General features: G+C 70.4%; 25 protein-coding genes and 2 pseudogenes. 17 read left to right on the top strand and 10 right to left on the bottom strand.

Features of this window, described 5'->3' with window-relative positions:
• The first annotated feature begins 4 nt into the window (after positions 1–4).
• Genes OG883_RS16855 through OG883_RS16805 form a run of 11 tightly spaced genes read left to right on the top strand, consistent with a single transcriptional unit; the run spans position 5 to position 11,631 of the window.
• Complete coding sequence (locus OG883_RS16855) at positions 5–1,276, top strand: glycosyltransferase (RefSeq protein ID WP_266541634.1); 1,272 nt, start codon at positions 5–7, stop codon at positions 1,274–1,276.
• Positions 1,273–2,508: a class I SAM-dependent methyltransferase gene (locus OG883_RS16850; RefSeq protein ID WP_266540909.1), complete on the top strand. Its 1,236-nt coding sequence runs from the start codon at positions 1,273–1,275 to the stop codon at positions 2,506–2,508. Before OG883_RS16855 ends, OG883_RS16850 begins: the two co-directional genes overlap by 4 nt.
• Positions 2,505–3,314, top strand: coding sequence for a glucose-1-phosphate cytidylyltransferase (locus tag OG883_RS16845; protein ID WP_266540906.1), 810 nt, complete (start codon positions 2,505–2,507; stop codon positions 3,312–3,314). The genes OG883_RS16850 and OG883_RS16845 overlap by 4 nt, the downstream gene beginning before the upstream one ends.
• A complete protein-coding gene (locus OG883_RS16840; RefSeq protein ID WP_266540903.1) occupies positions 3,311–3,958 on the top strand; it encodes a PIG-L deacetylase family protein in 648 nt (215 codons plus the stop codon). The genes OG883_RS16845 and OG883_RS16840 overlap by 4 nt, the downstream gene beginning before the upstream one ends.
• A 3-nt stretch (positions 3,959–3,961) precedes the next feature.
• Positions 3,962–4,996 carry an NAD(P)-dependent oxidoreductase gene (locus OG883_RS16835; protein ID WP_266540900.1) on the top strand — a complete coding sequence of 345 codons (1,035 nt, stop codon included), beginning with the start codon at positions 3,962–3,964 and terminating at the stop codon, positions 4,994–4,996.
• Entirely contained in the window at positions 4,993–6,267 is a 1,275-nt protein-coding gene (locus tag OG883_RS16830) for a DUF4910 domain-containing protein (protein ID WP_266540897.1), read from the top strand. The genes OG883_RS16835 and OG883_RS16830 overlap by 4 nt, the downstream gene beginning before the upstream one ends.
• The gene (locus tag OG883_RS16825) at positions 6,264–7,562 is read left to right on the top strand and encodes a hypothetical protein (RefSeq protein ID WP_266540894.1); all 1,299 of its coding nucleotides are present in this window, start codon (positions 6,264–6,266) and stop codon (positions 7,560–7,562) included. Before OG883_RS16830 ends, OG883_RS16825 begins: the two co-directional genes overlap by 4 nt.
• Positions 7,559–8,506 carry a glycosyltransferase family 2 protein gene (locus OG883_RS16820; RefSeq protein ID WP_266540891.1) on the top strand — a complete coding sequence of 316 codons (948 nt, stop codon included), beginning with the start codon at positions 7,559–7,561 and terminating at the stop codon, positions 8,504–8,506. Before OG883_RS16825 ends, OG883_RS16820 begins: the two co-directional genes overlap by 4 nt.
• Positions 8,503–9,750, top strand: a complete 1,248-nt coding sequence (locus OG883_RS16815) for a polysaccharide pyruvyl transferase family protein (protein WP_266540888.1) — start codon at positions 8,503–8,505, stop codon at positions 9,748–9,750. Before OG883_RS16820 ends, OG883_RS16815 begins: the two co-directional genes overlap by 4 nt.
• Entirely contained in the window at positions 9,747–10,298 is a 552-nt protein-coding gene (rfbC, locus tag OG883_RS16810) for a dTDP-4-dehydrorhamnose 3,5-epimerase (protein ID WP_266540885.1), read from the top strand. Before OG883_RS16815 ends, rfbC begins: the two co-directional genes overlap by 4 nt.
• A gap of 7 nt (positions 10,299–10,305) precedes the next feature.
• Positions 10,306–11,631, top strand: a complete 1,326-nt coding sequence (locus OG883_RS16805; RefSeq protein ID WP_266540882.1) for a glutamate-1-semialdehyde 2,1-aminomutase — start codon at positions 10,306–10,308, stop codon at positions 11,629–11,631.
• Positions 11,632–11,638: 7 nt separating this feature from the next.
• Here OG883_RS16805 and OG883_RS16800 read toward each other — a convergent pair whose 3' ends face one another.
• From OG883_RS16800 to OG883_RS16795, 3 genes are all read right to left on the bottom strand, one after another.
• Complete coding sequence (locus OG883_RS16800; RefSeq protein WP_266540879.1) at positions 11,639–12,319, bottom strand: phosphatase PAP2 family protein; 681 nt, start codon at positions 12,317–12,319, stop codon at positions 11,639–11,641.
• Between the two features lie 364 nt (positions 12,320–12,683).
• Entirely contained in the window at positions 12,684–13,073 is a 390-nt protein-coding gene (locus OG883_RS47020) for a transposase (RefSeq protein ID WP_353963134.1), read from the bottom strand.
• A gap of 237 nt (positions 13,074–13,310) precedes the next feature.
• A complete protein-coding gene (locus OG883_RS16795) occupies positions 13,311–14,513 on the bottom strand; it encodes an IS110 family transposase (protein WP_266537911.1) in 1,203 nt (400 codons plus the stop codon).
• 285 nt (positions 14,514–14,798) lie between these two features.
• On the opposite strand from OG883_RS16795, the pseudogene OG883_RS16790 reads away from it, so the two are divergent.
• Both OG883_RS16790 and OG883_RS16785 read left to right on the top strand, forming a co-directional pair.
• Positions 14,799–15,115 (top strand): annotated as a pseudogene (locus tag OG883_RS16790) (transposase); the annotation flags it as partial.
• Between the two features lie 123 nt (positions 15,116–15,238).
• Positions 15,239–15,712, top strand: a complete 474-nt coding sequence (locus tag OG883_RS16785; RefSeq protein WP_266541631.1) for a GNAT family N-acetyltransferase — start codon at positions 15,239–15,241, stop codon at positions 15,710–15,712.
• A 657-nt stretch (positions 15,713–16,369) separates the two neighbouring features.
• On the opposite strand, the gene OG883_RS16780 is transcribed toward OG883_RS16785, so the two are convergent.
• The 3 genes from OG883_RS16780 to OG883_RS16770 form a co-directional block, all read right to left on the bottom strand.
• On the bottom strand, positions 16,370–17,938 hold the full coding sequence (locus OG883_RS16780; protein ID WP_266540877.1) for an FAD-dependent monooxygenase: 1,569 nt from the start codon (positions 17,936–17,938) through the stop codon (positions 16,370–16,372).
• Between the two features lie 690 nt (positions 17,939–18,628).
• Positions 18,629–18,904, bottom strand: a complete 276-nt coding sequence (locus tag OG883_RS16775; protein ID WP_266540875.1) for a hypothetical protein — start codon at positions 18,902–18,904, stop codon at positions 18,629–18,631.
• A gap of 215 nt (positions 18,905–19,119) precedes the next feature.
• Complete coding sequence (locus OG883_RS16770) at positions 19,120–19,740, bottom strand: TetR family transcriptional regulator (RefSeq protein WP_266540873.1); 621 nt, start codon at positions 19,738–19,740, stop codon at positions 19,120–19,122.
• Between the two features lie 105 nt (positions 19,741–19,845).
• Between OG883_RS16770 and OG883_RS16765 the strand changes: the two genes are divergently transcribed.
• Together OG883_RS16765 and OG883_RS16760 are read left to right on the top strand one after the other, a co-directional pair.
• The gene (locus tag OG883_RS16765) at positions 19,846–20,829 is read left to right on the top strand and encodes an aldo/keto reductase (protein WP_266540870.1); all 984 of its coding nucleotides are present in this window, start codon (positions 19,846–19,848) and stop codon (positions 20,827–20,829) included.
• Positions 20,830–20,928: 99 nt separating this feature from the next.
• Entirely contained in the window at positions 20,929–21,495 is a 567-nt protein-coding gene (locus tag OG883_RS16760) for a gamma carbonic anhydrase family protein (RefSeq protein WP_266540861.1), read from the top strand.
• On the opposite strand, the gene map is transcribed toward OG883_RS16760, so the two are convergent.
• Positions 21,378–22,145, bottom strand: coding sequence for a type I methionyl aminopeptidase (map, locus tag OG883_RS16755; RefSeq protein ID WP_266540858.1), 768 nt, complete (start codon positions 22,143–22,145; stop codon positions 21,378–21,380). The two genes, OG883_RS16760 and map, sit on opposite strands and share 118 nt — an antisense overlap.
• A 59-nt stretch (positions 22,146–22,204) precedes the next feature.
• Between map and OG883_RS16750 the strand changes: the two genes are divergently transcribed.
• Positions 22,205–22,480 (top strand): helix-turn-helix domain-containing protein, encoded by a 276-nt coding sequence (locus OG883_RS16750; RefSeq protein WP_266540856.1) that lies wholly within the window; start codon positions 22,205–22,207, stop codon positions 22,478–22,480.
• Positions 22,481–22,706: 226 nt separating this feature from the next.
• Here OG883_RS16750 and OG883_RS16745 read toward each other — a convergent pair whose 3' ends face one another.
• Positions 22,707–23,240, bottom strand: coding sequence for a kinase (locus tag OG883_RS16745; RefSeq protein ID WP_266540853.1), 534 nt, complete (start codon positions 23,238–23,240; stop codon positions 22,707–22,709).
• 214 nt (positions 23,241–23,454) lie between these two features.
• Positions 23,455–24,153 carry a hypothetical protein gene (locus OG883_RS16740; RefSeq protein ID WP_266540850.1) on the bottom strand — a complete coding sequence of 233 codons (699 nt, stop codon included), beginning with the start codon at positions 24,151–24,153 and terminating at the stop codon, positions 23,455–23,457.
• Positions 24,154–24,208: 55 nt separating this feature from the next.
• Between OG883_RS16740 and OG883_RS16735 the strand changes: the two are divergent.
• A pseudogene (locus OG883_RS16735) lies at positions 24,209–24,978 on the top strand (transposase).
• A gap of 69 nt (positions 24,979–25,047) precedes the next feature.
• On the opposite strand, the gene OG883_RS16730 reads toward OG883_RS16735, so the two are convergent.
• Positions 25,048–25,482 carry a VOC family protein gene (locus OG883_RS16730; protein WP_266540847.1) on the bottom strand — a complete coding sequence of 145 codons (435 nt, stop codon included), beginning with the start codon at positions 25,480–25,482 and terminating at the stop codon, positions 25,048–25,050.
• Between the last annotated feature and the right edge of the window lie 160 nt (positions 25,483–25,642).

Genomic DNA, 25,642 nt, shown 5'->3' with positions numbered 1-25,642 from the left:
CGGCATTCACGTTCTAGTAGTACACAACCGCTACGCCTCGGCGCAGCCGAGCGGGGAGAACAAGGTCGTCGACCAGGAGGTGGAGCTGCTGCGCGAGGCCGGCCACCGGGTCGAGGTGTTCGAGCGGCGCAGCGACGACATCGCCGCCCGGTCCCTGCTTGCCAAGGCCGCGGTGCCGCTGCTTGTGCCGTGGAACCCTGCGGTCCGCGCGGAGCTCGCCGCCCGGCTTCGCACCGAGCGGCCGGACGTGGTGCACGTCCACAACGTCTTCCCGCTCCTGTCGCCCGCGGTGCTGGCCGCCTGCGCCGACGCCGGCGTGCCCGCCGTCGCCACGCTGCACAACTACACCCAGGTCTGCCTTCCCGGCACGCTGCAGCGGGACGGCCGGCCGTGCGCCGAGTGCGTCGGGTCGGCGCCGCTGCCCGCCGTCCGGCACGGCTGCTACCGGAGTTCCCGGCTGGCGACGGTGCCGCTCGCGGTCAGCATGTCGGTCAACCGGCGGCGGTGGTGGTCCGGCGTGGAGCGGTTCTTCTGCATCTCCGCGGCACAGCGCGACGTGCTGGTGCGGTCGGGTATGCCACCCGACCGGCTGGCGGTGAAGCACAACTTCGTTCCCGACCCGGGCACTTGCCGAGCGGGCGCCGGCGAGCATGTGCTCTATCTCGGCCGACTCGCGGAGGCCAAGGGCGTACGGCTGCTCATGGCCGCGTGGGACGAGATCGCCGCGGACGGCGGTGTGGGCGTACCGCTCGTGATCGCCGGCGCGGGGCCACTGGAGCCGGAGGTGACCGCCTGGGCGGCGGGCCGGGACGACGTGCGGTACGTCGGCCTGTACGACCCGGCTCAGTGCCGTCAGGCCGTCGCGCGGTCGGTCGCCGTGGTGGCTCCCTCGACGTGGCTGGAGGCGTTCGGCCTGGTGGTCGTGGAGGCGATGGCGGCCGGGGTCCCGACCGTCGCCGCCGGTCACGGCGCCTTCGTCGAACTCGTCGAGGACGGCGTGACCGGGCTGCTGCACCGGCCGGGCGAGCCCGCCTCGCTCGCGTCCTGCATACGCCGGATCGCGACCGAACCGGCCCGCAACCGGGAGATGGGCCAGGCGGCCCGGCGCCGTTACGAGCAGGGTTTCAGCCCATCCGTCGGGCTGGAGCGCCTGGTGGAGGGATACCGCACCGCGATCGCGGGTCGGTCCGGCGGCGGGGACAGCTCGCCGACAGGAAACGGAAGCACTGGCTCGCGGCGGGGCACCCGCGCGAGCAGGGATGGGGGCAGTAGATGACACGATGCCGACTCTGCGGCTCGGCGACGCTGGCGAGCGTCGTCGATCTGGGGGCGACCCCGCCGTGCGAGAGTTTTCTCGCCGCGGACCAACTGGACCAGCCGGAACCGGCGTACCCGCTGCACCTGCGGGTCTGCACCGACTGCTGGCTCGCGCAGATCCCGCCGCTGATCACGCCGGAGGAGACGTTCACGCAGTACGCGTACTTCTCCTCCTACTCGACGTCCTGGGTGGAGCACGCGCGCACGTTCGTCGCCGACGCCGTACAGCGGCTGGGTCTCGGCCCCGACGCCTTCGTGGTCGAGGTCGCGAGCAACGACGGGTACCTGCTCAGGCACATGGTGGACCGGGGGATCCGCTGCCTGGGCATCGAGCCGTCGGTGAACGTCGGCGCCGCGGCGCGGGACGCGGGCGTGCCCACGCTCACGGAGTTCCTGGACCCGGCCACCGGCTCGGCCGTCCGCGCCGAGCACGGCCCGGCGGACCTGGTCGTGGCCAACAACGTGTACGCGCACATCCCCGACGTGGTCGGGTTCACCCAGGGGCTGCGCGCCCTGGTCGCCGACGACGGCTGGGTCTCCATCGAGGTGCAGCACCTGCTGACCCTGATCGAGGAGAACCAGTACGACACGATCTACCACGAGCACTTCCAGTACTACACGGTCGCGTCCGCGATCCGGGCGCTGGCGAGCGGCGGACTCACGCTCGTGGATGTCGAGCTGCTGCCCACGCACGGCGGCTCCATCCGACTGTGGGCCCGGCCGGCCGAGGTGGCCGGCGAGCCGACGCAGCGGGTGGCCGACGTGCTGGACCGGGAGAAGGCCGCCGGGCTGCAGGAACTGTCCGGGTACAGCGAGTTCTCCGCTCGGGTGGCCAAGGTGCGCCGGGATCTGCTGCGGTTCCTCATCGAGGCGGCCGAGCGCGGCGAGACGGTCGTCGGCTACGGCGCCCCGGGCAAGGGCAACACCCTGCTCAACCACTGCGGCATCCGGCCCGACCTGCTCCCGTACACGGTCGACCGCAACCCCTACAAGCACGGCAGGTTCACCCCGGGCACCCGCATTCCGATCCTGCCGCCCGAGCAGATAGCCGCCGACAGACCGGACTACGTCCTCGTCCTCCCGTGGAACCTGCGGGCCGAGCTGGTCGAGCAGTTGTCCTTCATCGGTGACTGGGGCGGCCGGCTGGTCTTCCCCATCCCGGAACTGAGCATTGTCGAGGTCACGTCGTGAAGGTCGTTCTGTTCTGCGGCGGTTACGGGATGCGGATGCGCAACGGAACCCCCGACGACGTGCCCAAGCCGATGGCGATGGTCGGCCCGCGGCCCCTGATCTGGCACGTCATGCGGTACTACGCGCACTTCGGGCACACGGAGTTCATCCTGTGCCTCGGGTACGGGGCCCACCACATCAAGGACTTCTTCCTCAACTACGAGGAGACGACGTCCAACGACTTCGTGCTGAAAGGTGGGCGAACCGAGCTGCTGTCCACCGACATCTCGGACTGGACGATCACGTTCGCACAGACCGGCGTCGAGTCACCGATCGGGGAGCGGCTGCGCCGGGTGCGACACCACCTGGACGGCGACGAGATGTTCCTCGCCAACTACGCCGACGTGCTCACCGACGCCCCGCTGCCGGAGATGATCGACCGGTTCGCCCGGCGCGACGCCGGTGCGTCGATGATGGTGGTGCCGCCGCAGTCCTCGTTCCACTGCGTGGACCTGGGCGAGGACGGCCTGGTGGGAGGCATCACCGCGGTGAGCGACATGCCGCTGTGGGAGAACGGCGGCTACTTCGTGCTCCGCCAGGAGGTCTTCGACCACATCCCGGAGAACGGGGACCTGGTCGCCGACGGATGTGCCCAACTGGCCAAGCACGGACGGTTGGTGGCGCACCAGCACCGCGGCTTCTGGAAACCGACCGACACCGTGAAGGAGCGGGCCGCGCTCGACGCCGCCTACGCCCGGGGCGACCGCCCGTGGGCCGTGTGGGAACGGGACGGCGCGGAGGCGAAGGCCGGGATGAGGACCACATGATCCGGCTCAGCGCCGGACGCCCGGACCGGATCGTCGCGGTGGGCGCGCACTGCGACGACATCGCCATCGGCGCCGGCGGCACGCTGCTGACGATGTGCCTCGCGCGGCCGGGTATCCGTATCGACGCAACTGTGCTCTCCGGCGGTGGCAGCGAGCGGGAGCAGGAGGAGCAGGCCGCGCTCGCCGCCTTCTGCCCGGGCGCCGACCTGCGGCTGACCGTGCACAAGCTGCCGGACGGCCGGATGCCCGCGCACTGGGACGAGGCCAAGGCCGCGGTCGAGGAACTGCGCGAGCAGACCGAGCCGGATCTCGTGCTGGCCCCGCGTACCGACGACGCGCACCAGGATCACCGCAGCCTGGCGAAGCTGGTGACCACCGCATACCGCGACCACCTCGTGCTCGGCTACGAGATCGTCAAGTGGGACGGCGATCTCGGCCGTCCGGCGGCGTACCAGCCGCTGTCGCCGGAGACCGCCGAACAAAAGGTGCGGCTGCTGCAGGAGCACTACCCCTCGCAGCGGCACCGACCCTGGTACGACCGGGAGGCCTTCCTCGGTCTTGCGCGGATCCGCGGCATCGAATGCCACGCGCGCTACGCCGAGGCGTTCGCCGTCACCAAACTCACTCTCGATCTGGGGGAATGAACCTTGCGCGTACTGCTGACCGGACACCAGGGCTACCTGGGCACCGTGATGGCCCCGGTCCTCGCGGCCGCCGGGCACGAGGTCGTCGGTCTTGACGCCGGCCTGTTCGCCGACTGCGTCCTCGGCCCGCCGCCCGCGGACCCGCCGGGACATCGGGTGGACCTGCGCGACGTCACGGCCGAACACGTGGCGGGGATGGACGCCGTGATCCACCTGGCCGCGCTGTCCAACGACCCGCTGGGATCACTGGCGCCGGAGCTCACCTACGACATCAACCACCACGCGTCCGTGCGGCTGGCCCGGCTGGCCCGCGACGCCGGAGTGCGGCGCTTCCTTTACGCGTCGACCTGCTCGGTCTACGGCGCCTCCGGCGACCCCGACTTGTCGAACTTGGTCACCGAGGACGCGCCGCTGCGCCCGGTGACGCCGTACGCGGAGTCCAAGGTGCGGGTGGAGGACGACCTGCACGCGTTGTCCGACGGCGACTTCAGCCCGGTGTTCATGCGCAACGCCACCGCCTTCGGCTACTCACCCCGGCTGCGCGCCGACATCGTGCTGAACAACCTGGTGGGCCACGCCCTCCTGTCCGGCGAGGTGCTGGTGCTCTCCGACGGCACCCCCTGGCGTCCGCTGGTCCACGCCGCCGACATCGCACGGGCCTTCGCGGCCGCGCTGACCGCGCCGCGCGAAGCAGTGCACGACCGGGCCTTCAACATCGGCAGCGAGGTCAACAACGTCACGGTCGCCGAGATCGCCGAGCAGGTCGCCGAGGCGGTCTCCGGCGCACAGGTGAAGATCACCGGGGAGAACGGTGCCGATCCGCGCTCGTACCGCGTGGACTTCTCCCGGTTCCGCGCCGCGATACCCGGCTTCGACTGCGAGTGGACAGTGAAGCAGGGCGCGCTCGAACTCGCCGACGGCTACCGGAAACACGGGCTGACCCGGGAGGACTTCGAGCGACGCTTCACTCGCCTCGCCGTGCTGCGCGAGGCGTCCGAGGCCGGTGCCGTCGACGACACCCTGCGGTGGCGCCGATGACCACGGCCGGCGAGCAGATGCATGCTCTGGTGGAGCGGCTGTACCCGCTCTGCCGGAGCATCACCGGCGACGGCGTGCGCGCCACCCTGGAGATCGTCGGCGAATACGTCCCGCTACAGATGCACGAGGTGCCGACCGGGACGCAAGTGCTCGACTGGACGGTGCCGCAGGAGTGGAACATCCGCGACGCGTACATCGCCGACACCGCCGGCAACCGGGTCGTCGACTTCGCCGCGTCCAGCCTGCACGTGCTGGGCTACAGCGTGCCGGTGTCGGCGACCATGCCGCTGACCGAGCTTCGGACGCACCTGCACACCCTGCCGGACCACCCGAGCTGGGTGCCGTACCGCACCAGCTACTACACGCCGGAATGGGGGTTCTGCCTGGCCCAGGAGACCTTGGACGCGCTGCCCGACGGCGACTACGAGGTGCGCATCGACTCCACACTCGCGGACGGCCACCTCACCTACGCCGAGCACGTGGTCCCCGGTCAGGTCCCCGACGAGGTGATCGTCTCCTGCCACGTCTGCCACCCGTCGCTGGCCAACGACAACCTGGCGGGCATCGCGGTGGCGACGTTCCTGGCCCGCGCGCTGGCGCAGGAGGCGCCGTACTACACCTACCGGTTCATCTACGCGCCCGGCACCATCGGGGCGATCACCTGGCTGGCCCGCAACGCGGAGCGGATCGAGCGGGTCAAGCACGGGCTCGTGCTGGCCTGCGCCGGCGACTCGGGCCAACTGACGTACAAGCAGAGCAGGCGCGGCGACGCGGAGATCGACCGGGTGATGCGGCACGTGCTGGCCGCCTCCGAACGCCCGCACAGCGTCAACGAGTTCACTCCGTACGGCTACGACGAGCGGCAGTTCTGCTCGCCCGGGTTCGATCTCGGCGTGGGCTCGCTCAGCCGGACCCCGTACGCCGGCTACCCCGAGTACCACACCTCGGCGGACAACCCGGACTTCGTCTCCCCGGAGGCGATGGCGGACACGCTCGCCGTCTGCCGCGAGGCATTCGCCGTGCTGGACCGCAACCGGCGGTACGTCAACCTCAGCCCCTACGGCGAACCACAGCTGGGGCGGCGTGGGTTGTACGACTCACTCGGCGGCCGCAGCGACGCGAAGCATGCTCAGATGGCCATGCTCTGGGTGCTCAGCCTCTCCGACGGCGAGCACAGTCTGCTGGACGTCACCGAGCGGTCCGGGCTGCCGTTCGACACCGTCGCCGCCGCGGCCGACGCCCTGCACGGCGCCGGTCTGATCAAGGCATGACGCAGATGACCACCGAGGAGGAGAAGGCAACGGCAACGGCCGGATCCGCCCGGCGGGCCTTCGCCGGCCGGCTGTCCTGGGGACTGGCCGACCAGGCGGCCTCCAGCATCAGCAACTTCGCGGTGGGGATCTACGTGGCGCGCTCGCTGGGGGTGACAGCGTTCGGCGTGTTCAGCCTCGCCTGGGTGACGTACGGCGTGGTGCTCAACGTCTCCCGCGGCCTTGCCACCGATCCGCTCGTCGTGCGCTTCAGCGGCGTGTCGGACGCATCCTGGCGCGGGGCGGTGGCCCGGTCGTCGGGTACCGCGCTCGGCGTCGGTGCCGCCCTCGGTGCGGTGTGTCTGGTGATCGGCGTCGCTCTCGGCGGCCGCGTGGGACCCGCGTTCGCCTGTCTCGGCGTCATGCTGCCGGGGCTGCTGCTGCAGGACGCCTGGCGGTACTCGTTCTTCGCAGCCGGCCTCGGGCGGAAGGCCTTCGTCAACGACCTCGTGTGGGGCGTCGCGCTCGTCCCGGCCCTGGTCGTGGCGGCCCGCGTGGGCAGCGTGGCCGCCTTCGTGCTCGCCTGGGGCGCGTCCGCCACGGTGGCCGCGGGGTACGGATACCTCCAGTCCGGCATCCGGCCGCGGACGACCCAGGCACGCGCGTGGCTCCGCGAGCAACGCGACCTCGGCTACCGGTACCTCGTCGAGAACGTCAGCCTCAGCGGCGCCGGCCAGCTGCGTGCGTACGGGCTCGGCGTGATCGTCGGGGTCGGCGCGGTGGGTGCGGTCCGGGGCGCCGAACTCCTCCTCGGCCCGTTCCTCGCCGTGCTGATGGGCCTCTCGCTCGTCACGGTCGCGGAGGCGGCACGGGTGCTGCGGCGGTCCCCGCACCGCCTCGGCAGGTTCTGCCTCCTGCTGGGAGGCGGGCAGGCCGCCGCCGCGCTGCTCTGGGGCGGGGCGCTGCTCCTGATGCCGGACCGGCTCGGCGAACTCGTGCTCGGCGACGTCTGGCACTCCGCCTCCCAGCTCATCGTGCCGGTCACCCTCGGCGTCGCATGGGCCGGGCTCGGCACCGGCGCGGCGGCGGGGCTGCGCGCGCTCGCCGCGGCCCGGCGCAGTCTGCGCTGCCAACTGTTCGCCTCCGCCTGCTACGTGGCGGGCGGGCTGGGCGGAGCCGCCCTGGGCGGCACGGTCGGCTCGGCCTGGGGCGTCGCCGCCGCGACGCTCGCCGGCTCCGCCGTGTGGTGGCTCCAGTTGCGCTCCGCCCTGCGCGAACACCACCAGGACACCATCCCCGAAGCGAGGACGCCATGACCGCGCACCCCAGGCTGAGCATCGGCCTGCCCGTGTACAACGGCGAGGAGTACCTCGCCGAATCGCTCGACGCCCTGCTCGGTCAGACCTACGAGGACTTCGAGCTGGTCATCTCCGACAACGCGTCGACCGACGGGACCGAGGACATCTGCCGCACGTACGCCGCGCAGGACTCGCGCATCCGGTACATCCGGCTGCCGCGGAACATCGGCGCCGCGCCGAACCACAACTACGTCTTCACCGAGTGCCGCGGCGAGTTGTTCAAGTGGGCCTCGCACGACGACCTTTACGCCCGCGACCTGCTGCGACGGTGCGTGGAGGCGCTGGACGAGCGGCCGGACGTGATCCTCGCGCACTCCGACCAGGCGGTCATCGACGGCGAAGGACAGCTGAAGGTCCCCTACGCGTACGGGCTCGCCACCGCCTCGCCGCACGCGCCCGAGCGCTTCCGCAGTTTCCTGTTCGAACCCGGTGGCGACGACTTCTACGGGGTGATGCGTGCCGACATGCTGCGGCGAGTGAGGCCGCACAACAGCTACCACCACGCGGACCGGACGTTCGTCGCCGAGATCGTCCTGAACGGACCCTTCCACCAGGTGCCGGAGCTGCTGTACTTCCGCCGCGACCACCCCACCCGCGCCGAGCGGGCGAACCCGTCCAAGCGCTCCCGCTGCGTCAATCTGGACCCGCGGCGGGCAGGCGCGCTGCACCCGACGCCCCGGCTGCTCGCCGAGTACGTCTGGGGCTTCGTCGCTGCGATCCGGCGGGCACCGTTGTCCGCTACCGACCAGCGTGCCTGCTACCGCCACCTGGCCGCGTGGATGACCAGCCGGGTCCGGCCCGGCGCCGGCGAGCGGGTCGAGGACCGTGCACCGGTCGACCCGAACCGGCTCACCGTGTCCGTCGACGCCCTCGTCGCCGGCCGTGAGGGGAGGCAGGCGTGACGTCCCGAGACGAAACTCCGGTGCGCGTCGGGGTGTTCGGCCTGCTCGGCTCCGGCAACCTCGGCAACGACGGGTCGCTCGAGGCCGTGCTCGGGTACCTCCGCGCAGAGCACCCGGAGGCGGTCGTGGACGCGCTGTGCGGCGGACCCGAGGTCGTCGCGGCCCGGTACGGGATCCCCGCGACGCGGCTGCACTGGTACCGCGGGGAGTACCGGACCGCGTCGCGTGCGGGCGCGATCGCGGCGAAGGGTCTGGGCAAACTCGTCGACGCCGTCCGCACCGCTGCCTGGGTGCGCCGGCACGACGTGGTGATCGTGCCGGGCATGGGAGTCCTGGAGGCCACGCTGCCGCTGCGGCCGTGGGGCTTCCCGTACTCGCTGTTCCTGCTCTGCGCGACCGGCCGGCTGTTCGGCACCCGGGTCGCGCTGGTCGGCGTCGGCGCCGCCGCGATCGGCAACCGGCCCACCCGGGCCCTGGTGCGCTGGTCGGCGCGGCTGGCCACGTACCGGTCGTACCGGGACGCCCTGTCCCGCGACGCGATGCGGGCGATGGGCGTGGACACCGCGCGCGACGAGGTCTACCCGGACCTCGCATTCGCCCTGCCGACGCCGCGGGCGGGCGGACCCGACAAGCTCTCAGTCCCGCCGGGCCCGGTCTGCGTCGGCGTCATGGCCTTCCACGGGGGCAACGACGACCGCGCCCGGGCCGAGGAGATCCACCGGCGCTACCTCGACGGGACGACCCGCTTCGTCCGCGCGCTGGTCGAGGACGGCAGGCCGGTCCGGCTGCTCACCGGCGACGAGTGCGATGCGCCGGTGGTCGCCGCGATCCTCGACGCGGTGGACTCGCCGCTGGTCACCGCTGCCGAGGCGGCCTCGCTGGCCGACCTGATGAAAGAGACGGCGGCTGCCGACACCGTGGTGGCGACCCGGTACCACAACCTGATCTGCGCGCTGAAGGCCGGCACCCCGACGCTCGCACTGAGTTATGCGGCGAAGAGCGACGCGCTCATGGATCGGATGGGGTTGGACGCGTACTGCCACCCGGCTCGCGAGGTGGACGCCGACCGGCTGCTGGAGCAGTTCCGGGAGCTCGAGAAGCAATCGGCGGTGCTGCGGCACATCCTCGCCGAGCGGAACCAGGTCGCCGCCCGCCAACTCGAGGACCAGTTCACCGCGTTGACCGCCGCCCTGTTCCCGGCGACCGGCCACGGACACGCCCGCACCCGGCAGGAGACACCATGAAGGCGACCGACGTCCCGGCGATCGCCGGCGCGTACCTCTTCGAGCCGACGTCGTACGCCGACGAGCGCGGCTTCTTCTGCCGCACCTTCGACGCCGACGTGGTCCGCTCGGTGGGCCTCGATCCGAACGCCTTCGTCCAGGACAGCGTGTCCCGCTCGGTCCGAGGCGTGCTGCGCGGTCTGCACCTGCGCTCAGGCGCCGGCGAGGCCAAGCTGGTGCGGTGCTCGTACGGGCAGATCTTCGACGTCGTCGTGGACCTGCGGCCGGACTCACCGACCTACCGCAACCACGCCTCCTTCGAGCTGTCCGGCGATACGCAGACGACCCTGTACATCCCGGCGGGGTGCGCGCACGGCTTCCAGGCGCTGACCGAAACCGCCGACACCTCGTACCGGATAGACCGCCCCCACGATCCGGCCGAGGACGTGACGATCGCCTTCGACGACCCGGAGCTCGCCATCCCCTGGCCGCTGCCGGTCACATCGATGTCCCAGCGGGACCGGGAGGCGCCGGGCCTCGCCGAGGTCCTGAAGCACAGAGAGAGTTGAGGTCGGCGTGGACACCGAAGAGTTCCAACTGCCCCGGTCACAGGCGGCGAACGAACGCCTGCACGCCATGATCCCCGGGGGTGCGCACACCTACGCCAAGGGCGACGACCAGTACCCCGAGAACCTGGCTCCCGTCATCAGCCACGGCCGCGGTGCCCATGTGTGGGACGTCGACGGCAACCGCTACATCGAGTACGGCTCCGGCCTGCGGTCGGTCAGCCTCGGCCACGCCCACCCGCGCGTGACCGAGGCGGTGCGGCGGGAACTCGACCGCGGCAGCAACTTCGTCCGGCCGTCGATCGTGGAGGCCGATGCCGCGGAACGCTTCCTGGCCACGGTGCCGACCGCCGAGATGGTGAAGTTCGCGAAGAACGGCTCCGACGCCACCACCGCCGCGGTGCGCCTCGCCCGCGCCGCCACCGGGCGCCCGCGGGTGGCCATCTGCGGCGACCAGCCGTTCTTCTCCGTCGACGACTGGTTCATCGGCTCCACACCGATGTCCGCCGGTATTCCGGCGGCGATTACCGACCTCACCGTGGCGTTCCCCTACGGGGACCTCGCCGCGACGGAGGAGCTGCTCACCCGGTACCAGGACGAGGTCGCCTGTCTGATCCTCGAACCCGCCGGCCATACCGAGCCGCCGCCCGGCTATCTGACCGGCCTGCGCGAACTGGCCGACCGGCACGGCTGCGTACTGGTCTTCGACGAGATGATCAGCGGCTTCCGCTGGTCCGAGGCGGGCGCCCAAGGCCTGTACGGCGTCGTCCCGGACCTCTCCACCTTCGGCAAGGCGCTGGGCAACGGATTCGCCATCTCCGCACTGGCCGGACGCCGCGAGCTGATGGAGCGGGGCGGGCTGCGCCACTTGGACGACCGGGTGTTCCTGCTGTCCACCACGCACGGCGCGGAAACGCACTCCCTGGCCGCCGCGATGGCCGTGCAGACCACCTACGTCGAGGAGGGCATCACCGCGCAACTGCACGCCCTCGGCGAACGGTTGGCCGCCGGAGTCCGCGACGCCGCGGCCGGTATGGGCGTCGGCGACCATGTCGTCGTCCGGGGCCGGGCCAGCAATCTGGTCTTCGCCACCCTCGACGAGAACGGGCAGCCGTCGCAGCAGTACCGCACCCTCTTCCTGCGCCGTCTTCTCGCGGGCGGGGTGCTGGCCCCGTCGTTCGTGGTGAGCAGCGCGCTCAGCGACGCCGACATCGATCACACCGTCGACGCGGTGGCCCAGGCATGTGCGGTGTACCGGAAGGCACTGGACGCCGCTGACCCCACCCCCTGGCTGGCCGAGCGACCGGTGAAGCCCGTATTCCGCCGCTTGGCGTGACGTGACGTCAGCGACGCTCCCGCCGACCGGCGTCGGCCATCCGATCGACCAGCCGGTCGGCTATCCGGTCGACCAGCCACGCGGTCGCCGGTGTCACCGCCAGCGCGGTGCACCAGCCGCCGAGGACGTCGGTCGGGTAGTGCGCGCCCAGGGCGACCTGCGCCCAGCCCATGGCCGCGCCGGCAACCAGCGCCGCGGCGAGCACGACTGACGTGCGCGCCGTCCTGCCGAGGCTGAGCCGGCCGGTCGCGAGCAGCGCCACCACGAGGGCGAGCGCGGTGAAGAAGGCGGTGTGCCCGCTCGGGTAGGACAGGTACCCGCCGTGGATGGTGCGTCCCACCAGGGGCTTGAGCAGCGTCGTCGTCCCCACGGTCAGGCCGGCGCCGGCAACGACGAGCACCGCCGCGCGAGGACGCCGCAGCAGCAGGCAGCCCGTCACGGCGGCCACGACCAGCGCCGCCGCTCCGGCGGGCTCCCCCCAGAAGTCCGTGGCCAGAGCGATGTTCCGCCACGGCGACCGCACACCGTCCACCGCCGGCTGGATCCACACGTCCACGCTGCCGGGCTCGCTGTGGCCGGCGGACAGGACCCCGAGCACGACGACCACCAGCGCGGCGAGGGCCGCGATCAACCCGAGCCACGAGCGCAGCGACGGGGGCAGCACCGCGGGCGCCGGCCGGCCGGTCACACGCCCACCGCGTCCGGTCGACCTGCGGTGGTTTGCCGTGATCGGTGGATGGTGTTCCGGGTCTTGATTTCTTGAGGCAGGGTGAGGGTGCGGCCCTTCATCGGACCGGTGGACAGCCATGAATCAGCGCCTTCCTGTTTCCGACCCGCGCCCCACGACGCGGGGCGTTGTTCCCGGACGACTCCGGTGGCCGTAGGTCCGGGCACGCCACGGCCTATGTGTCCCGTCAGTACCTCGGCTCCCGCGGGCAGGTCCGAAACGGCATGGTCGCGGCCACCACCGCGGGCCGATGAGCGCGTGCACTACCCGCCGCACACCGTCGCAGACCATCCGACAGATGCGATGCGCCTCCCCCCGTCGGTGCCTACGCCATGTCGCCCCCGTCGCTACCGCGATGCCGCGCCCACGAGAACTGCCCACTGCCGCCCGCCGACATGACCGGGACATCAGATGTACGGGCTGCGCGCGGCAACACTGCCCAACAATGCGGTCGCGGCAAACCGCCGTCGGACAGTCCGCGGGTCAACACTCCGCGAATGCGGTGCACTGTGGCCGGGGAGACGCCGAAAGTCGGCGGAAGATGCCGCCCCGCGCAACCGCTGGTCAGCACGTACACCACCGCCGCGAACACCGCCCGCTCGTCCACCGGCTTCGTACCGCCGCTCTGCGGACGGGATGTGAACCTCGGCAACAGCGGTGCCGCCAACTCCCACAACCCGTCCGGGACAAGCCGACGGGACAGATCAACAGCCACAGCGCAACATCATGCCGCACCCGCCACTCACCACGTGAGACATCCTCTATGGCAGACCGCGACGTGCCGGGTGCGCCGCTGATCCCAGCAACTGCTGACGACGAATGATCACGTTGGAAAGGGCAGGCATTGAACGCCTTGGTCGGACGGGCCCTACGGACGCGGTGTGCGGTTGGCTAATCCGGGGGACCATGGAAGCCGAAGCACTCACCGGATAAGGTGCCTCTATGGTTTTCGTCAAGCCGTAGCCGCTGTGGGTGGTTGGTAGAAGGTGCCGTCTCGGAGCATGGCGAAGAGGACGTCGATGCGTCGTCGGGCGAGCGCGATGAGGGCGGCGATGTGGTGCTTCCCCTCCCTGCGTTTGCGGTCGTAGTAGGCGCGTGACTCGGGCTGGGAGAGTGAGGCGAACGCGGCGAGGTAGAAGGCTCTCTTGAGCTGTTTGTTGCCTCGCCGGGAGGGGTGTTCGCCGCGGATGGAGGAGCCGGAGTTCCGGGTCACGGGAGCGAGGCCGGCGTAGGCAGCGAGATGGCCGGCGGTGGCGAAGCCGCTGCCGTCTCCGACGTCGACGAGGATGCGGGCCGCGGTCCTGATCCCGATGCCGGGCATCGAGATCAGGACCTGGGAAAGAGGGTGGGCCTCCAGGAGTTCCTCGATCCTCGCGGCGAGGAGTTTGCGCTGGTCAAGAACGGACTGGAGCGAACTCGCAAGGCTGGGGACGATCAGCGCGGCAGCCTCGGTGCCCGGAACGACGACGGTCTGTTCGTCGAGTGCGGTGAAGACGTCCTCGACCAGCCGCTCCGCCATCCGCGGCGCTTTGGGACGTATCAAGGTCACGAGGCGACGGCGTCCGGCTTTGCGGATCTGGGCGGGTGAGCCGAACTGGTCGAGCAGTCTGAGCACGGCCGGGTGCTGGATGCGCGGGCCCAGGACCCGTTCGAGCGACGGGTGGATCTGGGTGAGGAGGCCGCGGAGCCGGTTGGCGATCCGGGTGGACTCGCCCGCGAGATCGTCGTCGAACCCGGCGATCATCGCGAGTTCGGCGACGGTCTCGTCGGCGGGATCGATGGTCCTCAGGGTGTGGGGCATCGCTCTGGCGGCGTCCGCGATGATGAACGCGTCGCGGGCATCGGTCTTGGCCTCACCGGGGTAAAGATCGGCGATCCGTCGCATTGTGAGACCGGGCAGGTAGGCGACCTGGCAGCCCGTGTCCCGCGCGACCGCCAGCGGCAGGGCCCCGATGGAAGCCGGCTGGTCGACGACCACCAGCACCGTGCCGTGCTTGGCCCGGAGCTTGTCGAACAGCTCCCGCAGTTTCGGCTCACTGTTGGGCAGCGGCTTGTCGAACACCTTCTTCCCCGCCCGGCTCACGGCGGTGGCGTGGTGATCGCCCTTGCCGACGTCCAGGCCCAGATAGACGTCGATGCCAGTCTCGTCCGTCATGCCCTTCGCTCCCGTGCTCGCGTCCTCCCCGGCCTCACCTGCGGCATCAGCGTGCCGGCATCCACGTTACGAAGAGACTGCCCAAGGGGCGCTCGTGCCTCTAATCAGCGGTCTGCCAATGCCTCCGGCACCCGGCGACACCACCTTTTCGATCATGTCGACTGGGGGCGCAAGTCATACCGGGGCCGAAGGCCGGGAGCCTCATTGCGAGGCCACGAAGAAGGTAACGGGGATGCGCAGGTAGAGCCGCCCGACAGTGTCGACACGGAGCCGGCCGACAACGGACTCGGACGCTCACGCGGCGGCCTGACCACCAAGCTGCACCTGGCCGTCGAGCAGGGCCAGAAGCCGATGTCGATCGTGATCACAGCCCGGCGGCGTGGGGACTCCCAGCGTTTGAGCCCGTACTGGAGCAGATCCAGGTACGTCGTCTGGCACCGGGCAGACCCCGCACCCGCCCCGACCGGGTACGGGCCGACAAGGCGTACGCCTCCCGCAAGAACCATGCCTACCTGCGCAGACGCCGGATCCGCTGCACCATCCCGGACAAGGCTGACCACGCCCGCAACCGCAAGAAGCTCGGTGCCCGCGGCGGCCGCCCGCCGAAGTTCGACAAGCGCCGTCCGCTACGAAGCCACCGTCCTCATCGCGGCCATCAACGAATGGCTGTGACCGGCACGGAAAATGAATTCGCCCCACCGCGGTGCGACCGAGAAACTCGCCCCATGACCAAAGACTTCACCGTGCGCCCGGCCCGACCCGCCGATGCGGGCCGCCTGGCCGAAATGCGCTGGGCGTTCAAGCAAGAGGACCACGAAGGGCGGCCACCGGCTCCGGTGCGGCCCCTGGAAGAGGCAAAGCACTGGATCCGCGACCGGCTCAGGGATGGCCACTGGTTGGCCTGGGTCGCGGAGACCGAAGACGAAATCTGCGGTCATGTCTTCCTCTGTCTGGTGGAGCGGATGCCGGAGCCCTACGAGGACAACAACCCTGTCGGCTATGTCACGAACTTCTTCGTCCTGCCGTCACAACGGAACAAAGGAGCTGGCTCGGCGCTCCTTGAGGCGCTGAAGCAGCATTCACGCAGTGCTGGCCTCGAAGGCTTGATCGTCTGGCCGTCAGAGCGCAGCACCCCGCTCTATCAGCGCTTCGGCTTCCAGCCCCCAGAGGAACTGCTGGAACTTCCACTCGACACCTGATGAGATCCACTTCCGATACACGCCCTAACGACCGCAAGCGAGCCGAGGGCAGGTGCCACAAGCAGGCAGTGCTAGCCGTCGCTCGCCGCCGCCTCGATGTCCTTTGCGCCCGCATCCGGGATCGATGCTGCTGGACTCCCCCGCCCCAGCCCGGTGTGGTGGAAGTCTCGTTCGGGCTGTCGGCACCGAGATTCCCAGCACAGGTGAGCCGCTCCACGGACGCTTTGAAGTCCTCAGCCAGGGGGAGTTCTGTGTTCTCGTCCGTGTCGAACCACGTCACCGACGGCTCACCCTGTCGGCCGCAGCCCCGGTAATCGCGTGCCACTCCGCACAGTGACTGCGCCGATGACCGCCTCGGCGGTGTTGCGGGTGCACTGGTGAAAAGGCAGTGCTCCGAGCTTGCGCTATTCGCCGGGGGACGATGAAACACGAGTACGTCCGCGACAGCGCCCTCGAAGGCCACGACTCCGCCCGCAAGCGGGGCAAGACGATCGGCGGCGCCGGTCCACACTCGCACCCCGGCCGGCGCGGGTGCCTTGCCGGTGCTGCCCGACGAGGCTCCCACGATGCCCGGCGGCCGGATTCCCGGGCCATCGTGGAAGACCACGAACACAGCGGGCAGGGGGCACAGTTCACGCCCCCGCCCGGAGCGGCGGATCAGCCCGGCGCCACCGCGCCCTCCGGCACTCCGAACCACTCCTCCAGCGCCTCCGCCAGCCCGGCCGTCGACGTCGGCGCCTGCGCCTGCGCCCCCGCGTCGGCCGCCCAGGCCGTGAAGCCGTCCGGACGGACGAGGACCGCCGCCAGTTCCGGGCGGGACGGGCAGCCAGCCGTCAGGGTGTCGACGCGGCCGGCATACCCCGCGGCGAGAGCCCGGAGCTCCGGGGCGTCGGTGAGGTCGAGCAGGAGCGCCCGGCCGCCGTGGAGGTGGTCCGCGAGGCGGCCGCCGTCGGTGAGTTCGAGGTCCGGGGCGCTGCGGCCGGTCAGCGGGTGCTCGCCCGTCAGCTCGTACCGCACCCCGGCACCGTTGAGCCGCGCGGTGAGGTACGTGGTGCCCGTGACCGTCTCCGCCAGATCGGTGAGGATCTCGCGCAGGGCCCGCGACTGCGGGTCCGGGCGCATGGCCGCAACCTGGGACCGGGTCCAGTCCAGGACCCACGCGCCGACCGGGTGCCGCTCGGAGGTGTACGTGTCCAGCAGCCCTTCCGGCGCCCGGCCGCCGATCACCGCGGCGAGCTTCCAGCCGAGGTTCATCGCGTCCCCGATACCCAGGCTCAGCCCCTGACTCCCGAACGCGGAGTGCACGTGCGCCGCGTCGCCCGCCAGCAGCACCCGGCCCTTGCGGTACTCGGTGACCTGACGGGCATGGTCGGTGAAGCGGGTCGCGGTCCGCACCCCGGTGATCGTGACGTCCACGCCGGATACGCGGCGCAGCCGCGCCTGGAGGTCCTCGGTGGTGACCGGAGCGTCCCGGTCGGCCGGCGGGCCGTCGAACTCCACGGTGACGACGCGGCCCGGCATCGGCCCGTGGGCGAACACCCCGGTGTCCGTGGCGGCCCAGCCGACCTTCAGGTCCTCGGCGCCGGTCATCTCCACGACCGCCTGGTGACAGGTGATCTCCGGGTCCGTACCGGGAAATTCGAACCCCGCGAGCTTGCGGACCGTGCTGCGGCCGCCGTCGCAGCCCACGAGCCAGCCGGCGCGTATCGCCCCGCCGCTCGTCCGCACGGTGACGGCCCCGTCGTCCGCGTCGAAGCCGGTCAGCTCCACTCCCCGGCACACGTCGACGCCGAGCTCGCGTGCCCGCCCGCCGAGCAGCCGCTCGATGTCCTGCTGCGCCACGAGACCGATCTCGGCGGCGGGTCCGGCGTCGCCGAAGCCCGGCTCCGTACGGTCGACCAGGTCGGCGCGCAGCATGATCCCGGCGAAGTGCCCGACGAACCCGAGCCCTTGGCCTGCAGCCTCGCCCCCGTCCCCGCCGTTCCGCTCGCGCATGAACGCCTGGAAGCGGTCCATCGCCTGCCGCTGCACCTCGGCCAGCGCGGGCAGCATGCCCCGGCGGTAGAGCGCCTCGGCGCTGGGCGTGGTGATCGCCCCGCCCTTGATCGTCGGGTCCACTTCGGTGAGGCGCTCCAGGACGGCCACCCGCGCGCCTCCGAGCCGGAGCTCGCAGGCCAGCATCAGTCCGACCGGGCCGCCTCCGGCCACCACTACGTCATAGTCCATGGCGACCACTATGACCGAGGGTCAAAAAGGCCCTTTCACCGCCCTGACCAGCCACAACAGGCGCTGTGATGTCAAGGGGCCGGCCCCGCGAAGAGGGACGGGAAGCGGGCCGTCCGCGCTCCTCCCCGGCTACCTCACGCGCCCCCCGCCGGTCACCTGCACGGGGGAAGTCCCCGGCGGCCACCGCTAAGCGGCGCCGGTATGGGCATGGCTTGACGGACGGCCGCAGGACGCGGTGCTCAATACGGCGGCTGATGTTGCCCATCGGGTGCGCGGCAGCGGCACGCAGGGCGGCCAGTCGCTTGCGGGTCAGACGATGCGCCATGGGATCTCCCCTCTCTCCAGGCGATGCCGGTTACAGCCATCGCAAGGCGTCACGGACCTGGGAGGCGGTGCCGCTGAGGTTGTCGGCCTCCAGGCGCTCGTCGAAGTCGTACGGGTCTCAACGCCGTTCATGAGGCGGTCGGCGACCGTCTGCAGCCAGGCACCGCTGCCGCGGGCACGCCTGCCGGGGATGTCGTCGCGGGACAGTGGAGGACGGGCGCGGTCAGGGCGGCCTCGGCGTCGACCGGCCTACGCCTCCACGCAGGCGACTTCTGGACGAGCTGCAAGGTCGTGGGCTTCAAGCCGTCGGCTTCCGCTTCTCGGCAGACCTGGCGGGCGAGCCCGACTACCGCGCGGCGGAAGGCCTCAGGTGTTAGGGCTGTATGCCGACAGCAAGGTGGTGCCGAAGTTGTGCGCCGCGCGGTACAGCTCGGACTGGCTGCCTGACCGGACGGCGGCGGAAGAGAGCTCGTGGGCGCTCTTGGCGATCGCTTGCTGATCCGACCGGATCGAGCGTGCCGCCTGGAAGGCGAGGTAGGCCACGGTCGCGGCGACCGGCAATAGGCCCCGGCGCCGGTGCTCAGCTCGTCCATGCCCGATGTCGCCCCACCACATGAGCAGAGTAAGGGCGGCGGCGGTCATCAGCGGCCAAGCCGCGGCCGACCCCACGTCGTCACCAGCCCGCCTTCCGGCAGCCGCACGCCGAAGTGGTCCGCCCCTCTGCGCCGGCTCATAGGCGTCCGCCTGCTCCCCGCTCCTGCGGGGTCCCGTCGGGCGGCGGCCGCTGCGGGAGGGGCGGAGCTCTGAGAGAGGTTCCGGCGTGAGGGGCGAGCGGGGTGATCCGGACCCCGAGCGCGTCAGGGGCTCCGCCGGGCTGCCGCCTCGGGTGCCGGCTCCCCGTCATTGCCCGGTGCGATGATGCGGGCCACGGCCTCCACGACGGCGGTGCGGTGTCGCGCCCTGCGCTCGTCCCCCCAGGGGGTGCCGTCGACATCGGTGGCCGGGCCGCCGGGGGCGGCGAACCAGGCCTGGGCCAGGGCCAGGACGAGGGTCAGAACATCGGCGGGCTCGAAGCCCGGGCCGATGCGGCCCTCCCGCTGAGCGGCGGCCACCGTGGCGATCTTGCCGCGATATGCCTCGGCCGTGGTGGCCGTGGCGCCGGGCCGCTCCAGCTGCTTCCAGGTGACGAGCCGCATCAGCGCGGGCTGCGCCACCAGGTGGTCGAAGATGGCCCCCGCGTATCCGGGAAGATCCGTGGCCTCGAACGGCACCGACTCCGCGCCGAGTTCCAGGGCCTGCTGCAGGACCACGTCGAAGAGCTGTTCCTTGTTGCCGAAGTAGACGTAGATGAGCCGCTTGTTCGCGCCTGCGGCCTCGGCGATGCGGTCGACCCTGGCCCCGGCGATGCCGTACGCGGCGAACTCGTTGAATGCCGCGTCGAGCAGACGTGCCTTGGTCGCGCTGGAGTCCCGTGCCATGTCGGCAGCCTACAGAGTAACTATCCAGTTATTGACATCCCGGCATCCGCCGTGCAGAGTGGAACTAACGAGTTAGTTACTTACTTACGCACTGAGGAGAGAGTCATGGAACAGCGGGAACTCGGGTCGCAGGGTCTGGTCGTCGGAGCCGAAGGCCTCGGCTGCATGGGGATGAGCGCCTTCTACGGCGCGACCGACGAGACCGAGTCGCTGGCCACGATCGACCGCGCGCTGGAACTCGGCATCACCCTGCTGGACACGGCTGAGGGATACGGCCCGTTCGTCAACGAGCAGCTGATCGGAAAGGCGCTCTCCGGCCGCCGCGAGAAGGCTGTGATCGCCACCAAGACCGGAATCGAGTTCACCGACGACGGTTCCATGATCGGCCACAACGGGCGGCGCGAGTACATCCACCGGGCCGCCGACCGGTCCCTGCGTCACCTGGGAACCGACTACATCGACCTGTACTACCTGCACCGCGTCGACCCGGACGTGCCCATCGAGGAGAGCATCGGGGCCATGGCGGAACTCGTCACGGCCGGCAAGGTCCGCTATCTCGGTATCAGCGAAGCGGCGGCCGCGACCATCCGGCGCGCGCACGGCGTCCATCCGCTGACCGCGGTGCAGACCGAGTACTCGCTCTTCGAGCGGGGCATCGAAGGTGACGATGTGAAGGCCACCCTGGACGAACTCGGCATCGGCCTTGTCGCGTACTCACCCCTCGGCCGCGGCTTCCTGTCCGGCGCCATCACCACGCCCGACGACTTCACCGCCGACGACTTCCGCCGTACCGACCCACGCTTCCAGGGTGACAACTTCGCCCGCAACCTCGCCGTCGTCGGCGAGGTCCGGCGTCTGGCTCAGGAGAAGTCGGTCACCCCCTCCCAGCTGGCACTGGCCTGGGTACTGCGACAGGGAGCCGTTCCGATCCCCGGCACCAAGCGCCGCCACTACCTGGAGGAGAACGCCGCTGCCCCGGACGTGACGTTCACCGACGAGGATCTCGCGGCCATCGAGGCCGTGGCGCCGCGAGGTGTCGCCGCGGGCGACCGCTACGCGCCCGAGCTGATGCAGTCCCTCAACGGGTGACCGCACCGGAGGCGGCATCTCGCTCATGAGGGTCGTTCGCCGACGGTCCACCCCACGGCCTATGTTGCTCCGACCGCCACGCTGTGCGGGGAGGTGCGAGTGGCGGCCGGGTGCCGGGTGCTGTTCGGTGCGGTGCTCACCGCCGAGGGCGGGCCAGTGGAGCTGGGCGAGGACAGCATCGTGATGGAGAACGCGGTCCTGCGTGGTACCCGACGGGATCCGCTGATTCTGGTACCGCAGGTCCTGGTGGGCCCCACCTCCTACCTGACCGGCTGCCGGGTCGAGGACGAGGTCTTCCTGGCCACCGGCAGCCGCGTCTTCAACGGGGCACTGATCGGGACCCGCTCCGAGGTGCGGATCAACGGCATCGTGCACCTGCGCACCGCGCTGCCCGCCGACACGACGGTGCCGGCCGCGTCATCGCGCTGGACCGGTGTTCCCGCCCCCGCCTGCCCGGCGGGATGCGACCTCCGCGCGACGGGAGCGCAACGGATGGGGCGTGCCGTCGGGCATCGAATGGCCCGGATCCGGCAGCGTCCGGGAGAACGTCAGGGCAGGGTCAGGATGCGGGGGCCCTGGTCGGTGATGGCGACGGTGTGCTCGATGTGGGCGGCCCTGCTGCCATCGGTGGTGCGCAGGGTCCAGCCATCGATATCGGTGCGGTAGGTGTTCTGCCCGCCGGCCATGAGCATGGGTTCGATGGCGAGGACCAGGCCGTGACGGAGGGGGAAGCCACGGCCGGGGCGGCCGCGGTTGGGGACATGAGGGTCTTCGTGCATGCGGCGGCCGATGCCGTGGCCGCCGAAGTCGGCGGGCATGCCACAGCCCGCCTTGCGGGCGACGGTGTCGATGGCGTGGGAGATGTCGCCGATGCGACTGCTCACCTGGGCGGCGGCAATGCCGGCGTCGAGGGCTTGCTGGGTGGCGTCGATCAGATCGAGGTCGCCGGGGCGTGGCGTTCCGACGGTGAAGGTGATGGCCGCGTCGCCTGTCCAGCCGTCGAGCTGGGCGCCGCAGTCGATGCTCACCAGGTCGCCGTCGCGCAGCCGGTAGCCGGTGGGGATGCCGTGCGACACGGCGTCGTTGACGGACGTGCAGATCACGGCCGGGAAAGCGACCGGGGCGAAGGACGGCCGGTATCCGAGGAACGGGGAGCCGGCTCCGGCCTCGGCCAGCACTGACCGGGCCGCTTCGTCTAGTTCTTGCAGGGACACCCCCACGCCGGCTGCTTCTCGGACCGCGGCCAGGGCGCGGGCCACCACACGTCCGGCTTCCCGCATCGCGTCCAATGCGGCATCGGTCTTGATCTCCACCATGTGTTTGACTCCCAGCAGAACGTCGATCCAATACTTATACCGGTATTAATATCACGGCCATGGTGAGGACTCCTCTGGCACGGTGGGAACGGAAACGCGGCGAGCGGTTCGGCGCGCTGCTGCGTCGAGCGCGCGGCAGCCGCAGCATGGCGGAGGTGGCGGCCGCGGCGGGAGGTTCCGCGGAGACCCTGCTCAAGATCGAAACCGGCCGGACCCCGATCCCCGCCTTCTTCACCATCGCGGCCCTGGCCGCCGCGCTGCACGTGTCTCTGGACGAGTTGGCGGCCGCGTGCGCGCATGACCCGGACTGGCAGGAACCGGCGCTCTCGGCTTGAGGAGTGGGCGGCGCCGCACCCTGTATCGCTCAACCAACCTTCGGTGGCACGAACTTGCGGGTGATCAAACTCCGCTGACAAGGATCAATCTTCAGTGACACAGGACAGTGGCGGAGAGTGGCCGCTGCACGGAAGTTGAGCCAGAACCCTTTCTCGTGAACAGAGCCGGGCCGGACACACGAAGCACAGAGAGACCCCGGGACTCATGGCCCGGGGTCTCCTGCTTTCAGTGCTCCAGCGCCGGAAGGCCGGCCAGGCCGGTGTCGAGCATGATGCGGTCGACCGTCTCCGCGAGGGTGCTGTCGGCCTTGATCACGGTCTCGATGCCACCGGGCAGCAAGTCGAGTTCCCGGTACCAGTCCCGCAGCTGCGGCTCGCTGACCTCGTGCGCGATCGGCTTGGTGGCGTGGCGGGCGAGGGTCTGCTCGAACGGCACGTGCAGGTAGTAGCCGTGGGTCGGGCCACGGTGGTCGGCGCGCAGCCGGGCAAGCATCTCGCCGTAGTGGTCGGCATACAGGATCCCTTCGACCACCACGTGGTACCCGGCGTCCAGGACGTAGCGGGCGGTCAGGTCGATCAGGCCGATGTTCACCGCGCCGGGCCGGTCCCGCTCGCGCAGCACGATCCGGCGCAGGTTGTCCTGGCCGACCAGGGCCAGGCCGCGGCCGAACCTGTCGCGGACGCCGGCCGCGACGGACGACTTGCCCGCGGCGCTGTTGCCGCGCAGCACGACCAGTCTCGTGTCTTCGGTGCCCACCATCACGGCGGTCACGCTACCGACGTCCAGTGACACCGCCAGGCGCGATCCCGGGCGCCGCCGAAATCGACGCCCGGACGGGTGGAACTGACCGGAGAACGGCAGCGGGGCCCACCTAAGAACCGTCCGTAAATGATCTCCGGAGCGGTGGCTGCCTGCTCGCGGTGGTGGTTACTGGGCACCGCTGGGGTGGGGCAGGGGCGGTGATGCTGAGGCGTCAGTGCTGGTTGACCGGCCAGATGGCCGCCGGATCGCAGCGGGCCGGGCACGCCAGCAGGTAGACCTCGTTGCCCAGGAACAGCCAGTAGGTGTCGGCCCTGACGCTGTAGGGCTGTTCTGGCTGGCCGGGGTGGACAGCGAAGTCCCTGCCCTCGGGAATCTGGCAGACATACACCAGGTCCGCGCCGCATGCGCACCTGTAGTACTCGGGATCCTGCGCCCAGGACGGGGTACCGCCCACCTTGAAAGTCTGGGCCCCGACGGGGGTATCCACGAAAGGCCGCAGAGCCAGCGGCAGCGCGCACAAGGACGGTTCGGCTTCCGGGGCCGGCAGCGCCGCGGGGCTCTGAATCAGTACACGCCAGAACGGAGCCGGGTAGGGCGGCTGCGGAGCGTCCCAGTACTTCGGTACGAGCCGGCCATCAGCAAGCTGGGGGTCGGATGCGTCGTTGTGCGCACGGCAGTGAAAGACAAGGAGGTGGTCTCCGCCGAAAGGCTCCAGGTCCCAAGGGATGTCGAACTGGAAGAACAGTGCCATCCGCTCACCACAGAAGCACTCGGGCCAGTCCTGGGCCTGGTCGAGGAAGGGCCAGCCTCCCACCGAGTTCCGCGCCGGACGGACCAGCGGTTCGGTTCCAACCTCGACCGCGTAAGCAGGCAGCACCGTCCGCATCCTCCTCGTATTGCGTTCGAACATTTACTCAGCCTCATAGCGTCCTGTGACAGCTGGTCGCGGATGAGATGGTCTTGATGTGGCTGGTGTGATCACGGCGTCGGAGCCGTCTTGGATAGCCCCGTTCACCGGGCTGAGCCCTCGCCTGTTCGGCAAGCTGGTGGGGCTGTTGCGGCGCGAGGGTGCGGATGTGGTCCGCAAGGGCCGACCGTGGGGCATTCCGCTGGAGGACCGGACACTGCTGGTCGCGGCGTACTGGCGAACAAACTTGACGATGCGCCAGCTCGCCCCGCTGTTCGGGGTGTCCAAGTCGGCGGCGGACCGCATCATCGATCACCTCGGGCCGATGCTCGCGCTCCAGCCCGCAAACGGTTCGCCAAGAACACCGTCCTCATCGTGGACGGCACGCTGGTCCCGACCGGGGACCATGCCGTCGCCACGCAGTCGAAGAACTATCGGTACTCCACCAACCACCAGGTCGTCATCGACGCCGATACCCGACTTGTCGTCGCCGTCGGCCGACCGGTCACGGGCAACCGCAACGACTGCAAGGCATGGGAGGAGTCCGGCGCGAAGGCCGCCGTCGGCCGGGCCACGGTCATCGCGGACGGCGGCTATCGGGGCACCGGCCTGCTCATCCCGCACCGCCGTGAACGCGGCCAGACCGAACTGCCAGCTGGGAAAGAGGAGCACAACCCCTCCCACCGCAAGGTCCGGGCCCGCGTCGAGCACGCCTTCGCGCGGATGAAGACCTGGAAGATCCTTCGCGACTGCCGTCTGAAAGGCGACGGCGTTCACACCGCCATGCTCGGCATCGCCCGGCTACACAACCTCGCCCTCACGGGGTAACTCCCGCCCCATACGAGACCAGAGAGGCCCCGGGGAGGCGGCTCCCCGCCTCCCCGGCTCGGAGAATGCTCAGTCGATACAGAATTCGTTGCCCTCGATGTCCAGCATGGGGATGCACGACTCGTTTTCCTCATCGGCATACAGCGTTTGCACGTGGGTGGCGCCGAGCGCGACCAGTCGTGCGCACTCGGCTTCGAGCGTGGCGAGGCGCTCGTCCCCCACGAGCCCGGTGCCGACCCGGACGTCGAGATGCACCCGATTCTTGACGATCCTGCCTTCGGGGACGCGCTGGAAGTACAGTCGCGGGCCCACACCTGAGGGATCTATGCAGGCGAACCATGAATCCCGCTGCTCAGGTGGCTGCGAAAGCTTGAAATCATCCCAAGTGGCAAACCCCTCTGGCGGCGACGGTACGACGTACCCCAACACCTCACACCAGAAACGAGCGAGGCGCTCAGGTTCTGCGCAGTCAAAGGTGACTTGGAACTTCTTGATCGCTGACATCGGCGCACCATAGCAGGCGGACTCTGCCGCTCATTTCCCCAGACGGATCCGCCCGCCACCCGTCGCGCCCTGGGTCACCTTGGACACCAGGTGACCAAACCGGACAGTCCGCGAGAACGACGCGACCGTGGCGACGGAGCGCCTCAGTGGTCCCCAGGAT

It is taken from the genome of Streptomyces sp. NBC_01142 (assembly GCF_026341125.1).
GTDB lineage: Bacteria > Actinomycetota > Actinomycetes > Streptomycetales > Streptomycetaceae > Streptomyces.
This window is presented reverse-complemented; position numbering and strand designations above follow the sequence as displayed.

Coding starts and splice junctions, on each gene's coding strand:
- map (WP_266540858.1), bottom strand. CDS start 22,145: ATGGTGGAGATCAAGACCGATGCCGCATTGGACGCGATGCGGGAAGCC.
- OG883_RS16745 (WP_266540853.1), bottom strand. CDS start 23,240: ATGGTGGGCACCGAAGACACGAGACTGGTCGTGCTGCGCGGCAACAGC.
- OG883_RS16775 (WP_266540875.1), bottom strand. CDS start 18,904: ATGACCGCCGCCGCCCTTACTCTGCTCATGTGGTGGGGCGACATCGGG.
- OG883_RS16730 (WP_266540847.1), bottom strand. CDS start 25,482: ATGTCAGCGATCAAGAAGTTCCAAGTCACCTTTGACTGCGCAGAACCT.
- OG883_RS16765 (WP_266540870.1), top strand. CDS start 19,846: ATGGAACAGCGGGAACTCGGGTCGCAGGGTCTGGTCGTCGGAGCCGAA.
- OG883_RS16785 (WP_266541631.1), top strand. CDS start 15,239: ATGACCAAAGACTTCACCGTGCGCCCGGCCCGACCCGCCGATGCGGGC.
- rfbC (WP_266540885.1), top strand. CDS start 9,747: ATGAAGGCGACCGACGTCCCGGCGATCGCCGGCGCGTACCTCTTCGAG.
- OG883_RS16740 (WP_266540850.1), bottom strand. CDS start 24,153: ATGTTCGAACGCAATACGAGGAGGATGCGGACGGTGCTGCCTGCTTAC.
- OG883_RS16840 (WP_266540903.1), top strand. CDS start 3,311: ATGATCCGGCTCAGCGCCGGACGCCCGGACCGGATCGTCGCGGTGGGC.
- OG883_RS16770 (WP_266540873.1), bottom strand. CDS start 19,740: ATGGCACGGGACTCCAGCGCGACCAAGGCACGTCTGCTCGACGCGGCA.
- OG883_RS16750 (WP_266540856.1), top strand. CDS start 22,205: ATGGTGAGGACTCCTCTGGCACGGTGGGAACGGAAACGCGGCGAGCGG.
- OG883_RS16780 (WP_266540877.1), bottom strand. CDS start 17,938: ATGGACTATGACGTAGTGGTGGCCGGAGGCGGCCCGGTCGGACTGATG.
- OG883_RS16820 (WP_266540891.1), top strand. CDS start 7,559: ATGACCGCGCACCCCAGGCTGAGCATCGGCCTGCCCGTGTACAACGGC.
- OG883_RS16850 (WP_266540909.1), top strand. CDS start 1,273: ATGACACGATGCCGACTCTGCGGCTCGGCGACGCTGGCGAGCGTCGTC.
- OG883_RS16795 (WP_266537911.1), bottom strand. CDS start 14,513: ATGACGGACGAGACTGGCATCGACGTCTATCTGGGCCTGGACGTCGGC.
- OG883_RS16830 (WP_266540897.1), top strand. CDS start 4,993: ATGACCACGGCCGGCGAGCAGATGCATGCTCTGGTGGAGCGGCTGTAC.
- OG883_RS16825 (WP_266540894.1), top strand. CDS start 6,264: ATGACGCAGATGACCACCGAGGAGGAGAAGGCAACGGCAACGGCCGGA.